Consider the following 12,364-nt stretch of genomic DNA (forward strand, 5'->3'; position numbering starts at 1 on the left):
ATTACTTTCCACTGGTGTTCGCGCCGCCAAGCAGACGCCGGAAGACCTGCCGGAAGCCGAAGTACGCCACGGCGTCCTTCATGTTCGAGATGAAGCGCAGCCACGGGCGCATGCCGGGATCGGTCACGTATTCAAACGTCAGCGAGACGCGGGTTTCATTCGGGCCGGCCGGCGTGACGCGGTGGCGCAGCTTGTCGCCGTCGAACAGCACGATGCCGCCCGGCGGAATCTGCACCGCGCCGGGCTCGTCGGGAATCTCCGGCGTGCGCGTGTGCAGTTCGTACTCGAGCAGGCACGACGAATCGTCCAGCACGCCGATCAGCAGCGTGTAGCGGCGACCGTCGTAATAGGAGGTGTCGTAGTGCCAGCCGATATGGTCGCCCTGGCGCGTGTAGTAATAGAGCGCGTAGGCGTGCGGATCGGTGTCGGGGCAGACCTGGAGCTTGTCGCCGGTAACCTTTTCGAGCCAGCCGATCAGGGCCTTCGAACGATACAGGTCGGCGATGAACGGCGCCTGCTCGTCGATGGTGTGGCGGCTGACGCTGCCGCCCTGCTTGTGGCCGGGCAGGTAGTTGCGATTCAGGCCGGGCTGCATGGCGCGGGTCAGCGCCACGAGCTGGGCGCATTCGTCCGGCGCGAGAAACTTGTCCAGGTACAGGAACGCGCCCTGGCGTTCGAAGTCGGCGCGCAGGGCAGGGGTGTCGAGTTGCTCGATCGCACGCGCGACGGCGGCGTCGGGCTGGCTGGTGGCCGGTCTGGCTGGCGGCGGGGCGAGGGCGATGTCGCTTGAGGCGTGCTCACTCATGGGCGTGCTCGTTATTCCGTGGTTGTCGCGACTGGCTGGGGGCGCCGCATGACTCGCCAGTAATCGATGATGACAAGGACGGCAAACAGTGGAGCGCCAATCGAGGCCGCGGTCAGGAACGGTTCAATGCCGTCCGCGAGTGTGACCAGAGGCAGCAGGTACAGCACATCCTCGGTCTCGAAACCGCCGGCCGATGCCTGCTTCGTTCCACTTTTGCCAACCCGCGATTCTATACGCATCCGCAGGAAGAAGATCAGCGCCACCGCAAGGCCTGCCACGGTACCGCGCCAGACCGAACCGAGCCCATCGCCCGCGCCCTGCGCGGCCACTGCCATGCCGAAGCTGACGAACAGCAGCACGGTGATCAGTGCATCGCTCGCCAGATCGTAAAAGTGTCCGATCTTGCTCGATTTGCCACTAATTCTGGCTAATTCGCCATCGGTATGGTCAACAAAATTCGAGATCACGACCAGCAGCGCGCCGAAGTTGGTCCAGCCGTAGCTGCCCTGGGCGATGCAGGCGATACCAGCCAGGCCGATGATCAGCCGCAGCGTGGTCAGGTGATTCGGGGTAACGCGGGTGTCTTTAAGCGGCCGCACCAGATGGCGGGCAAGGCGCGCGTCCCAGGTGGACGGCAGCGGTGGTTCATCCGGGAATTTATGGGTCTTCTGGTTCATCCGTCAACAATCAGATGGGGCGGGGGCGCCACAATTTGGCGCGCGAGGATGCGCAACACTACGCCTGCCACGCGCGAATGACAAGTTTGCCAGAATACGCCGATTTACAAGCCGATGCACGGCGCGGGGTCATTTCCTGACCTGCGCCGTGTGGCCGATTCACCATACGCCGAAGAACACGCCAGCCTGTTTGTAGACGCTGGTCTTGGCCGCCACTTCCTCGTTGGTGACGGTCACGCGGGGCTTCAGCGTGCAAAACCAGTCGAGCAGGTTGCCGCGCATCTGCGCCCGGACCGATTCGTGCCCGGGGTCCTCGCCGAGGTCGTGAATTTCGTTCGGATCGTTCAGCAGATCGAACAATTGGGGGCGGAATCCCTGCCAGTGGACGTACTTCCAGCGCGTATCGCGCACCATCCAGCCGCGGCACTCGCCGGGATGCCGGCCCAGCGCCACGCGCGCGCCGCGATAGCCGTAGTCGAGTTCGGAAACCACGAAGCCACGCCAGACATCGGTGCGGGCGCGCGTGAGGTCCAGCAGCGATCGGCCTTCCACGCGGTGATCGAAGGCCGGCATGCCAAGGCTGTCGAGCACGGTCGGCACCACGTCCACGGCGGACACCATGCGGGCGCCGGCCGTGCCCCGGGTGGCATCGGCCTGGGCTGACGGGTCGTAGACGATCAGCGGGACGTTCTGCACGGTGTCGTAGAACTGCTCCTTCTCTCCCAACCAGTGATCGCCGAGGAAATCCCCGTGATCGGCGGTGAAGACGATCAGCGTGTCCTGCCAGCGGCCGGTGCGTTCGAGCAGTTCCCAGAGCTGCCCAAGGCGGTCGTCAATCTGCTGGATCAGACCCTGGTAGGCCGGCCGAACCGTATCCGACACCTCCTTGCGCATGAAGTTGGCGCATTCCTCCTGGGTCCGGTATGCGTCGAGCACCGGATGAGGATGCTCGAGTTCGACATCGTCCCGGTTGAGCGGGAGGCAGTCGTCGAGCGAGTAGGCGGCGTGGTAAGGGGCCGGGGCGATGTATGGCCAATGCGGCTTGACCAGCGACAGGTGCAGCACCCACGGGTCATCGCCCCGCGCGCCGATGTAGTCCATCGCGCGATCGACGGTATAGGCCGTTTCTGAATGGGGCTCGGCCACGCGGGCGGGCAACCCGGCGTTGCGCATGTGCCAGCCCGATACCACCTCGCCATCCGGCTTCTGGGCGCTGATGACGTAGTCGGTCCACGGATCGGCGCTGTCGTAGCCTTGCGCGCGCAGCCAGTCCGCGTAGGGGCTGCGTGGTTCCGCGTGGTGGCCGTCGTGCCGGTCCACTTCGACGAAGTGCCCGCTGCGCAGCAGCGTCGCCAGCTCCGCGCCGCCGTCCAGATGCAGGCGCTTCAGGTTGGCGCTGTCTGGCATCACGTGGGTCTTTCCCGCCAGGGCCAGCGCCAGACCGCCATCCTTCAGGTACTCGCCCAGTGTGATTTCGCCGATCGAAAGCGGCACGCGGTTCCAGGTGGCCCCGTGGCTGCTGACGTAGCGCCCGGTATAGAAGCTCATGCGGCTGGGGCCGCAGACACCGGACGTGACAAAGGCGTTGTCGAAACGCACGCCGCGCGCGGCCAGTGCGTCGATATTGCGTGTGCGCAGCGTGGGATGACCGTAGCAGCCGAGGTGGTCGCGGCGTAGCTGGTCGCACATGATGAACAGGACGTTACGGACTGACATGTTTGTGGCTCTGATACGGATTGGGTTCGCCGTCGCCGGTCGTCTTCAGTCGCCGACGTAGCCCGATGCCTTGACCACCGGACCCCAGCGACTGGCGTCGCCGGCCAGCACGGCAGCGAAGGCGTCGACGCTGCCGCTCTGCGGTTCGAGCCCGAGCTTGAGGAATTTCTGCTGCAGGTCGGGCGACGCAATGGCGTGCGCGACGGCGGCGTTGAGCCGGTCGATCGTGGCGCGCGAGGTGCCCGCCGGAGCGATGAAGCCGTAGCGGCCCACGCCTTCGATGTCCTTGTAGCCGAGCTCGGTAAACGTCGGCACGTCGGGCAGGGCGGCCGAACGCCGCGTGCCCGAGGTGGCCAGTACGTGGATCTTGCCGGCGCGATGCATTTCGGTCAGATCGGCCAGCGTATCCACCGATGCTGGCACCTGACCGCCGATCAGCGCGGTCATCAGCGGTGCGGAACCGTTGAACGGCACGTGCAGCATCGACACGCCGACCTGCTTGCCGATCATCAGCCCGAAGAAGTGCGGAATGCTGCCAAGCGCGGGCGAAGCGTAGGCCGCATGGGTCGAATCGGCCGAACTGGTCTTGAGCCAGGCCACATAGTCCTTGAGGGACTTGGCCGGCGTGCCCGGTCCGGTTGCCAGCGCAAGCTGGAAATTGGCCACCTGCGCCACCGGCGTGAAATCGCGCGCGATGTCGTAGTTGAGCTTGCGGTAGACGAGCGGCGCGATGGTCATCACCGCCGAGTTGGCCAGTACGATGGTGTTGCCGTCGCCGGCCTGCGATTTCGCATAGTCCATGACCAGCCGGCCACCCGCGCCGGGCTTGTTCTCGATGACCACGGTCTGCTTTAGCTCCTCGCGCAGCTTGTCGCCGACCAGCCGTGCCGCCAGATCGGCCGTGCCGCCCGCCGGGTATCCCACCAGGATGCGGATCGGTTTGTCGCTTTGGGCATGGGCGGCGGGCAGGGTCAAGGCGCAAACGGCAGTCACGGCGCCGATCGTCGCGCACAGGCGGCGCAGCAGGGCTGGCAGATGCAGGGGCTGGGACAGGCTCACTTGTGTCTCCTCAGGGGAAGTGGTGATTGTTCTCGGTATGCCCCGAAAGCTAGCATCGAGGGTATTAGTTAACAAAATCAACTATCTCGGAACTCTCGACAATTCATGGCGCAGGAAACTTCGGGCACCTTGCAGGCGCCGGGCCGGCTGGTCGACTTCATCAATTACCGTCTCTATCACCTGAGCCGCGTGGCGATGGCCGCGAGCGGCTTGCATCTGCGGGCCGGGGCGGGCGTCAGTCGGCGCGAGTGGCGGATGCTGGCATTCCTCGGTGAACAGCCTGGCACCCGGCTGACCGAACTGGCAGCCAGCGCGGGGCTCGACAAGGTGCTGGCCAGCCGCGCGGTGCATGGTCTGATTGACAAGGGATTGGTGCGCCGGGATTCGCGCGAGGGCGACCGGCGCGCGGCAGCCTTCACGCTGACTGAAGCGGGCGAGTCGGTGTACGCGGCGGCCTTCGCGCGGGCACGCGATTTCAATCGGGAGTTAGCGGGCTGCCTGAACGAGGATGAGGCAGAGATGTTCTCGCGCTGCCTGGACAAACTCCATGCGAAGGCCATGACGATGCTGCTGGCGGCGAAACCCCTGGCGGACAGGTCCGATGCCGCCGATGCGCCGGCGTTCGAAGATCCGCTGAGCGTGTGGCGGGAGCGCTAAGGCCAAAGCAAGAAGGTAATCAAATGGCCCGGATAAACGGGCCGGACGTAGTTGGTCAGTCATCAAGGCGGGATACGGCGTCCCGCCTTTTTTGCCGCGCAATCACTAAAGTCCTTGCTTAACTATCGCGGCTCACTATACTAAAGCCCATGCTTAACTATCCCGATTCCCAAGTCGCCCTGGACGCCACATTCCAGGCCCTGGCCGATACCACGCGGCGGACCATGCTCGCGCAGCTTGCGCGTGGACCGCTTTCGGTGACGGAACTGGCACGGCCCCTGGCGATGTCGCTGCCGGCGGTGATGCAGCACCTGTCCGTGCTGGAGCAGGCCGGTCTGGTCCGGACCGAGAAGGTCGGGCGAGTACGCACCTGCACCATGGCGCCGAAAGCGCTCAGTGAGGCAGAGCAGTGGATCAACGCGCGTCGCGCTGAATGGGAAGGGCATTTCGACCGGTTGGGCGAGTACCTCGAAACCATGAAAAAGGAGGCAGCATCCGATGGCAACGGCAACTGAAACATCCAAGGCGACTGCGAAGACCCAGGCATCTGCCGTGGCGGATCGCGAATCGCTGACCGTCTCGCGGGCGTTCAACGCGCCGCGCGACCTCGTCTTCCAGGCGTGGAGCGCCGCCGAACACCTGAAGCACTGGTTCTGTCCGCAGGGCTTCACAATTCCCGAGTGTGAAGTCGAATTCCGGCCGGGCGGCAAGTTCGATCTCTGGATGCGCTCGCTCGATGGCAATTATTCGCACTGGATTCGCGGCCACTACGTCGAGATCATTCCCCATTCGCGTCTGGTGCTGGACATGACCGTGGTAACCGAAGCGGGCGTGCCGCTGTTCAACGCCAATACCTCGGTCACGTTCGAGACCGTGTGCGGAGGCACGGAGATGTCGGTGACCCAGCGCTACACGGCGCTGGACCCCTCAGCCGGCAATTTCACGCGCGGCGCGGAGGAAGGCTGGGCGCAGACGCTGGACCGGCTGGAAAAGGAGGTGGCGCGGATCGCGGCCGCCACGCCGGCACGGTCGGTGGCGCATGGCGTTTTCACGATCGAGCGCACCTACGACGCAAGTCCCGAGCTGGTATTCCGCGCGCTGAGCGATCCCGTCGCCAAGGCCCAGTGGTTCAACGGTGGCCCGGGCTATACCGAGGTCAAGCGCACGATGGACGTGCGGCCCGGTGGCCGCGAGCATCTGCAGGGGCGCTGGGAGAACGGCCTGGTGTCCACGTTCGACGCGGTGTACTTCGACGTGATCCCCAACGAGCGGCTGGTCTACAGCTACGAGATGCATATGGGTGAACGCAAGATCTCGGTCTCGCTGGCCACCTTCGAACTGAAGCGGGCGGGGCAGGGTACTCGGCTCGTCATGACCGAGCAGGGTGCGTTTCTCGATGGCTATGACGATGCAGGATCGCGCGAGCATGGCTCCGGACTGCTGCTCGATGCGATCGGGGAATGGCTGAAGGCGATGACGAAGCGCTGAGGCTTCGAGAGGAGAGGTTCCGGCGTCGAACGAGGAGGCGCGACGCCGGAAAAGACTGACCACAAGAACTACGTACTGCTACTGCTACTGCTACTGCTACTGCTACTGCTACTGCTACTGCTACTGCTACTGCTACTGCTACTGCTACTGCTACTGCTACTGCGTGCTTCTGCTTCTTCTACTGCTCTGCTTCTACTTCTTGCTGCTTCAACTTCAGGCGCTGTGCGCCGGCGGGGCGGATACGCCGGTGCGGTCCAGTCCGGCCAGATTCATGCCGGCCGAGCCATGGGCGCCATCGGTATAGGGGTCGCGTTCACGGATGCCGTGCGCGCCGTCGGTGTACGGGTCGCGCTGACGGATGCCGTGGGCGCCATCGGTGTACGGGTCACGCTTGCCGATGTGCATTTCATAGCCATAACGGTCGGCGGGTACGCCTCGGTCTTGCAGGCCTTGCGGGGGTTGTGCCACGGCCAGCGCGCTGGCGCCGAGAAGAGTCGTTGTGATGGTCGTGGCAATCAGGGCTTTCAACATTTTCTTGTGCTGGTGAACTTCAACTGAAGGTGGACGACGCGTCGGGCAGGATGGATGGGGGTGTTGTCGAGACGCGCCGTCCGGTACGCCTTGTGAGCGGTGCCGTACTTGGGGGGAGGTGCGGCACGGGATGAAGTGTAGTGAGTCAGAAGTATTCCGGTGATGATTTAAAAATCTCTGAATCAGTCGTTTTTTTCATACGTATGCATCGTGAGGCGAAGCACCACGAGCGCGCTCAGTACAGCCGCCATCTGCTGGTTATCGCCACGCGCCGCCATGACCTGTCCGATCGACGTATCGAGCCACTGCCGCAGTGGCATCGGCACGGGTACCACATGCCCGGCGCGAGCGCGCGCCCGGAAGTGGCGTGCCACGATGCTCAACACCCGTCTGATGGGTTTGCGCGCCGCTGGCGGCAATGACGGCAGCGCGCGCTGCAGCGCCAGCGTGCAGTAGCCGATCTGCAACTCCGTAAACCCATCTGATGCCAGCCGCCCCCGGCTGGCGCCCAGGCGTGGCATCAACTGGCCCAGCCGGTCGAGCATCCGGGCGCCAAGCTGCGTATGGATGTCCGCAGCGCGCCACGTGGCGGCGTGCGCCAGGTCCTGCCAGCTCGCGCGCAGCAGCCGGTGCGCGGCCACATGGGCGCCAAAGGGCCGCGCCAGCATCGCCCAGACCGGCGCAAACAGCATGGCCGCCGCATTGGCCAGGCTTGTATTGAAGATGCCGAGGAAATTGGTGTCGTAGACGCTCTGCACGTTGGCGAACGACGCCGTATTCACCGATAGCAGCATCGCGATCAGATTGAACCCTGGCCGCTGGATCAACATGCCAATGCCAAGGTAGGGCACGGACAACATCCCCACCAGGGTCTCGAACGTCTGCGCGTGCGGAATCACCATGAACAGATAGAACGATGCAATCAGCAGGCACGCGGCGCTCCAGCGCAGGAACATGCGCGCCACCGGACGGGGCTCGTCGATGGTCGCGAAAAAGCAGCTTGCGATCGATGCCACGGCCACGGGGCCGCCGCCATCCTCCCAGCCCGAGAAGATCCAGAGCAGCCCGACGCAGAACACCGCCAGTCCGGCCGACACCGCGCCGAACAGCAACATGGCATGGTCGTGATACGCGGCCGCCTCGTCCGCGGCCTGCTCGGCGCCTGCCGGTTCCTCGGGAGGCAGGTCGGGCGGGTGGTCGCTGATGCCGTGCTGCAGCCTCTCACAGGTCCGCATCAGTCGGTTGAACTGCGCCTGCAGATGGGTGGCGGTACGGGTCAGCGCTTCGCGCTCGCTGCCTTCGGGCGCCGTGCGCAGCGCATGCAGCACGCTCTCCAGCGCCGACAGGATCGGCATCAACCCCGACATGCGCGCACGCAGTGCGCGGGCATGGTGCAGCGTCTGCTGGCTGTCGGTATCGAACGAAAGCTGCGCGATCAGTTGGTCGAGCGCCAGCATATCGGCGGCCAGGCGGTGACGGCTGGCATCGGCACGGGGGCTGGCATTGACGATATCGTTGGCCCATGCGGCCGCGTCGTGCAGCCAGATGCGGATGCGGTCTCGCAGCGCTGGCGCCACTTTCGCGGGAAAGACGATCGACCCGACCAGCCCCGCGCAGACGATCCCGATCACGATCTCCTCGATCCGGGCCACCGCGATGTCGAAGATGTCGCCCGGGTGCATCACCGCCGGCAGCGCGACGATCGGCAGCGTGTAGGCGGCGAGCAGGAACACGTAGCTGCGCGGTGACCGTTGCAGCAGCGACAGGTAGACCAGCACCATGATCCAGAGGGAGATCGCGCCCATCAGCACGATCGGCATATTGACCAGTTGCGGCACCGTCGCCACTGCCGCAGTGGCGCCCAGCACGGTACCGGCCACGCGATAGGCGGCCTTCGAGCGCGTGGCGCCCGTCAGCGGATGGGAGACAAAATAGACCGTGGCCATGGCCCAGTAGGGGCGCGGCAGGCCGAAATACAGTGCGATGTAGAGCGCCAGCATCGCGGCAGCGAATGCCTTCAGCGAAAACAGCCACTGTCGGGCATTCGGCCAGCTAGCCATGATTTGTGTGGGGCCGGTGCGACCGGACCTCGGTGGGGGCGTAGGAGCGGAAGTGTAACGGCCCTGCGAACATTCCAAACATGATTTAAAATTCCGGTCTATAGTCGGAATTTTCATGGGAACGGATCATGCCGATCGACATTCGTGCGCTGCGTTACTTCGTGGAGACCGCGCGCCTGAAAAGCTTTACGCAGGCCGCATCTTCGCTCTTCGTCACGCAATCGACCATCAGCAAGATGGTCAAGCAGCTCGAGGACGAGGTGGGGCAGCCACTTCTGATCCGCGAGGGCAAGACCGTGCGTCTGACCGACGTCGGCAAGGTGGTCTACGACCGTGGCCAGGAAGCGCTCGGCGTGGTGCATCGGCTGACGCTCGAGGTGGCGGACCTTTCGTCACTTGGGCGCGGCCAGTTGACGGTTGGCGTACCGCCAATGGTCAATCTGTTCTTTTCCCCGGCCGTCAGCGCGTTTCGACGACGATATCCCAATCTGCAACTGAATCTCTCCGAGCATGGCGGGCAGATCGTGGAGCAGCAGGTGGCGCATGGCGAACTCGAAGTCGGGGCCACGGTGCTGCCCGGAGACAGCGGGCTCAATCTGGAGACGCGCCAGTTCGCCAAGTACCCGATCTGGGCGGTGGGCCCGCATCGCGCGGCCTGGGCAAGTGGCCGCACGGTCACGTTGACGGCGCTGCGCGACGAACCGCTGGTCATGCTGACCGACGAGTTCTCGCTGACCCGGATGCTGCGGCAGGCATTCGCCGATGCACGCTTCGAGCCCCATGTGGTGGCGCAGAGTGGGCACTGGGACTTCCTGGCATCCATGGCTGCGGCGGGGCTCGGCACGACCTTTCTGCCTGAACCGTTGCTCTCGCGCCTGGAGTCCCGTGACAAGCTTGCCGTCGCCCGGCTGACCGAGCCGACCGTGGACTGGGCACTGGCCCATATCTGGTCCCCGGGGCGCTACCTGTCGCACGCCGCGCGGGCGTGGCTGGAGGTTTGCGAGGAGGTGATGGGGTAAGGGAGAGAAGGCAGCGGGTCCGCTCAACGCGCCCGCAGCGCATCCACGATATTCAGCCGCGACGCCCTGAGCGCCGGCAGGAAGCCGCCGATCAGGCCCATCGTCATCGAGAACAGCAGTGTCTTGATCACGATCCCGGGTGTCAGCACGAAGCGGAACGACAGATCGGCGAAGGTCTGGAAGTTCGTGGTCGAGAACGACGCGAATTGCATCAGCGAGGCGCAGAGCAGACCGGCGACCCCACCAACCAGACCGAGCAGCACGGCCTCGATCAGAAAGGCCGCGAGCACGTTGATGCGCTGGAAGCCCAACGCGCGCAGGGTGCCGATCTCGCCGACGCGGTTGGCCACCGACGCATACATCGTGATCATCGCGCCGATCATCGCGGCGACCGAGAAGATCGTGGTCAGCGTCATCCCCAGGATGTTGATGAACGCCGACAGCGCCTTCGACTGATCGCTGTAGAACTGCTGCTCGCGCTTGGCTTCATTGGCCAGACGCGGGTCGACGTCGATATCGGCGCGAAAACGGTCGAACGCGTCCGAGTCGGCTAACCGGACCGCCATAGATGAATAGCTCGTGCGCCGGAACGACTGCATCAGCTGGTCCACGTCGCCCCATATCTCGGAATCGAACCCGCTGCCGCCAGCGTCGAAGTGGCCAACCACGGTCCAGTCCCGCTGGGCAAATCGCAGATGGTCGCCGATGCTGACGTTGTCATACCCCTTGGCGATGCTGCTCCCGACAATGATTTCCGACGAGCCCGGCTTGAACATGCGTCCCCGGGTCAGCCTGACCTGTGGCCGCATCTCCACCCCCAGCGGGGTAATGCCGCGAATCACCACATTGGAAGGCGTCGTGTAGCCGGTCTTGGTCAGCGAGATCAGCACCACGGCCTCGCGTGACGACATCGGCCTGCCTTCCGGGGTCAACGCCACGGCCGAGTGCATTTCCATGGCCGCCGCCTGATCGCGCGATATCGCACTCTGGATCTCGGTTTCGGCGCCCTTGCGGATCAGCACGACGTTGTCACGTTCGCCAGTCGTCACCAGCGTCCGCTTGAGGCCGGCGTCGAGCATCAGCATGGTCGCGAATACGAACACGACCAGCGCCAGCCCGCCTGCGGTCAGCGTGGTGGTCAGGCGCCGTGCCCAGACGTTGCGTGCGATGTAGTGGAGCGGGATGACCATCCGAATTACCCGATGGCCCGCAGGCCCTCGACGATGCGCACGCGCGCCGCCTGCACCGCCGGGACGATGGCGGCCGCGAGGCCGACCACCAGTGCGCACGCGGCCTGCATGGCCATGGTGTCGTGTGACACGGTGAAGACCGGAAATACGCCGCCCACGGCCTGCTTGAAGAATCGCGCCGCTGGTGGCGTCAGCAGCATCCCCAGCCCGCCGCCAAAAGCGCTGATGATCAGCGACTCGCCAAATACCAGCATCGACAGAAAGCCCGGCCCGAAGCCGAGCGCCTTCAGTGTGGCGTATTCGGTGATCCGTTCGCGCGCGCTCATCGCCATGGCATTGGCCATCACCGCCATCACGATCACGATCACCACGTAGGACACCACCCGGATCGCGGCGATGATCTGGTTCGACATCGCCACAAAGCCAAGCTGGAAGGCCTGTTCGGTTTCGGTCAGCGTCTCCGCCAGGGAGTTCTTGAATACGTTGTCCACGGCGCGCGAGATGGCCGCCGCGTTGTCCGGATTGTCGACGCCAATCACGTAAACACCGACCTGGTCAGCCTGGCGGGCGGTCTTCTTGCGTACGGTCTCGTTCAGGTAGTCCCAGTGGAACACCATCTGGCGCGTGATTGTGCTTTCGTCGCGGCCTTCCATGATGCCGCGCACGACGAAGTCCCAGGTGCCGGGGTAGATCGTGCCCTTGATCGGAATGACGTCGCCGATATTGAAGCCGTACTGGTCGGCCAGCTGCCGGCCGATCAGCGCGCCCCGGCGGTCGCGCTCGTAATCGGCGCGTTGGGTAGGCGGCACGATGAATTCCGGGTAAAGATCGAGGTAGTTGTCGGAAACGGCGAACTGCGCGAAGAAGTTCTTCGGGTCGCGATAGACCCCGCCAAACCAGTTGGACCGCGCCACCATGGTCACGCCGTCCACGCCCTTGATGCGGTTCTCGTAGCTCAGCGGCAGGGTGAAGGTCAGCGAGATCGCGTTGCGCGTCACCAGCCGGGCATTCGATGCGGCCGAAGCGCCCGCGTACCACGCATCGACCACGGTTTGCAGCAGTCCGTACGCCAGTACGGCGATCACCAGGCCGAGCACGGTCAGCGCCGTGCGCAGCTTGTGGCGCATGGCATTGCGGGTGATCAGCTTGGCCAGGTACATGA

At 64.6% G+C, this 12,364-nt stretch carries 12 protein-coding genes; 4 read left to right on the forward strand and 8 right to left on the reverse strand.

The genetic code is table 11. The features are described from left to right. Position 1 precedes the first annotated feature (1 nt). From B2246_RS19835 to B2246_RS19850, 4 genes are all read right to left on the reverse strand, one after another. The gene (locus B2246_RS19835) at positions 2-805 is read right to left on the reverse strand and encodes a HalD/BesD family halogenase (protein ID WP_008651719.1); all 804 of its coding nucleotides are present in this window, start codon (positions 803-805) and stop codon (positions 2-4) included. Positions 806-816: 11 nt separating this feature from the next. Next, positions 817-1,482: a CDP-alcohol phosphatidyltransferase family protein gene (locus B2246_RS19840; protein WP_008651720.1), complete on the reverse strand. Its 666-nt coding sequence runs from the start codon at positions 1,480-1,482 to the stop codon at positions 817-819. Between the two features lie 159 nt (positions 1,483-1,641). Next, positions 1,642-3,198 carry a sulfatase-like hydrolase/transferase gene (locus B2246_RS19845; RefSeq protein WP_286880591.1) on the reverse strand — a complete coding sequence of 519 codons (1,557 nt, stop codon included), beginning with the start codon at positions 3,196-3,198 and terminating at the stop codon, positions 1,642-1,644. A 45-nt stretch (positions 3,199-3,243) separates the two neighbouring features. Beyond that, the gene (locus B2246_RS19850; protein ID WP_286880592.1) at positions 3,244-4,257 is read right to left on the reverse strand and encodes a Bug family tripartite tricarboxylate transporter substrate binding protein; all 1,014 of its coding nucleotides are present in this window, start codon (positions 4,255-4,257) and stop codon (positions 3,244-3,246) included. A gap of 105 nt (positions 4,258-4,362) precedes the next feature. Here B2246_RS19850 and B2246_RS19855 point away from each other — a divergent pair, with 105 nt between their 5' ends. From B2246_RS19855 to B2246_RS19865, 3 genes are all read left to right on the forward strand, one after another. Beyond that, a complete protein-coding gene (locus tag B2246_RS19855) occupies positions 4,363-4,914 on the forward strand; it encodes a MarR family winged helix-turn-helix transcriptional regulator (protein WP_286880593.1) in 552 nt (183 codons plus the stop codon). Positions 4,915-5,063: 149 nt separating this feature from the next. Further along, positions 5,064-5,429, forward strand: coding sequence for an ArsR/SmtB family transcription factor (locus B2246_RS19860; protein WP_286880594.1), 366 nt, complete (start codon positions 5,064-5,066; stop codon positions 5,427-5,429). Further along, positions 5,413-6,402 carry an SRPBCC family protein gene (locus B2246_RS19865; protein WP_286880595.1) on the forward strand — a complete coding sequence of 330 codons (990 nt, stop codon included), beginning with the start codon at positions 5,413-5,415 and terminating at the stop codon, positions 6,400-6,402. Before B2246_RS19860 ends, B2246_RS19865 begins: the two co-directional genes overlap by 17 nt. Before the next feature lie 213 nt (positions 6,403-6,615). On the opposite strand, the gene B2246_RS19870 is transcribed toward B2246_RS19865, so the two are convergent. Further along, the gene (locus tag B2246_RS19870) at positions 6,616-6,933 is read right to left on the reverse strand and encodes a hypothetical protein (RefSeq protein ID WP_008651726.1); all 318 of its coding nucleotides are present in this window, start codon (positions 6,931-6,933) and stop codon (positions 6,616-6,618) included. A gap of 182 nt (positions 6,934-7,115) precedes the next feature. Further along, positions 7,116-8,993, reverse strand: coding sequence for an FUSC family protein (locus B2246_RS19875; protein WP_186426528.1), 1,878 nt, complete (start codon positions 8,991-8,993; stop codon positions 7,116-7,118). 128 nt (positions 8,994-9,121) lie between these two features. On the opposite strand from B2246_RS19875, the gene B2246_RS19880 reads away from it, so the two are divergent. Next, a complete protein-coding gene (locus B2246_RS19880; protein ID WP_186426529.1) occupies positions 9,122-10,012 on the forward strand; it encodes a LysR family transcriptional regulator in 891 nt (296 codons plus the stop codon). Between the two features lie 23 nt (positions 10,013-10,035). Here the strand turns inward: B2246_RS19880 and B2246_RS19885 are convergent, their stop codons facing one another. Together B2246_RS19885 and B2246_RS19890 are read right to left on the reverse strand one after the other, a co-directional pair. Then, positions 10,036-11,202, reverse strand: a complete 1,167-nt coding sequence (locus tag B2246_RS19885; protein WP_008651730.1) for an ABC transporter permease — start codon at positions 11,200-11,202, stop codon at positions 10,036-10,038. Positions 11,203-11,207: 5 nt separating this feature from the next. After that, the gene (locus tag B2246_RS19890; RefSeq protein WP_286880599.1) at positions 11,208-12,362 is read right to left on the reverse strand and encodes an ABC transporter permease; all 1,155 of its coding nucleotides are present in this window, start codon (positions 12,360-12,362) and stop codon (positions 11,208-11,210) included. Positions 12,363-12,364: the final 2 nt, after the last annotated feature.

It is taken from the genome of Cupriavidus sp. UBA2010 (assembly GCF_002335265.1).
Classification (GTDB): Bacteria; Pseudomonadota; Gammaproteobacteria; order Burkholderiales; family Burkholderiaceae; genus Cupriavidus; species Cupriavidus metallidurans.

Excerpts from the sequence above, each read along its gene's own strand:
- B2246_RS19845 (WP_286880591.1), bottom strand. The coding sequence starts at position 3,198 with ATGTCAGTCCGTAACGTCCTGTTCATCATGTGCGACCAGCTACGCCGC.
- B2246_RS19875 (WP_186426528.1), bottom strand. The coding sequence starts at position 8,993 with ATGGCTAGCTGGCCGAATGCCCGACAGTGGCTGTTTTCGCTGAAGGCA.
- B2246_RS19860 (WP_286880594.1), top strand. The coding sequence starts at position 5,064 with ATGCTTAACTATCCCGATTCCCAAGTCGCCCTGGACGCCACATTCCAG.
- B2246_RS19870 (WP_008651726.1), bottom strand. The coding sequence starts at position 6,933 with ATGTTGAAAGCCCTGATTGCCACGACCATCACAACGACTCTTCTCGGC.
- B2246_RS19880 (WP_186426529.1), top strand. The coding sequence starts at position 9,122 with ATGCCGATCGACATTCGTGCGCTGCGTTACTTCGTGGAGACCGCGCGC.
- B2246_RS19885 (WP_008651730.1), bottom strand. The coding sequence starts at position 11,202 with ATGGTCATCCCGCTCCACTACATCGCACGCAACGTCTGGGCACGGCGC.
- B2246_RS19855 (WP_286880593.1), top strand. The coding sequence starts at position 4,363 with ATGGCGCAGGAAACTTCGGGCACCTTGCAGGCGCCGGGCCGGCTGGTC.
- B2246_RS19835 (WP_008651719.1), bottom strand. The coding sequence starts at position 805 with ATGAGTGAGCACGCCTCAAGCGACATCGCCCTCGCCCCGCCGCCAGCC.
- B2246_RS19865 (WP_286880595.1), top strand. The coding sequence starts at position 5,413 with ATGGCAACGGCAACTGAAACATCCAAGGCGACTGCGAAGACCCAGGCA.
- B2246_RS19840 (WP_008651720.1), bottom strand. The coding sequence starts at position 1,482 with ATGAACCAGAAGACCCATAAATTCCCGGATGAACCACCGCTGCCGTCC.
- B2246_RS19890 (WP_286880599.1), bottom strand. The coding sequence starts at position 12,362 with ATGTACCTGGCCAAGCTGATCACCCGCAATGCCATGCGCCACAAGCTG.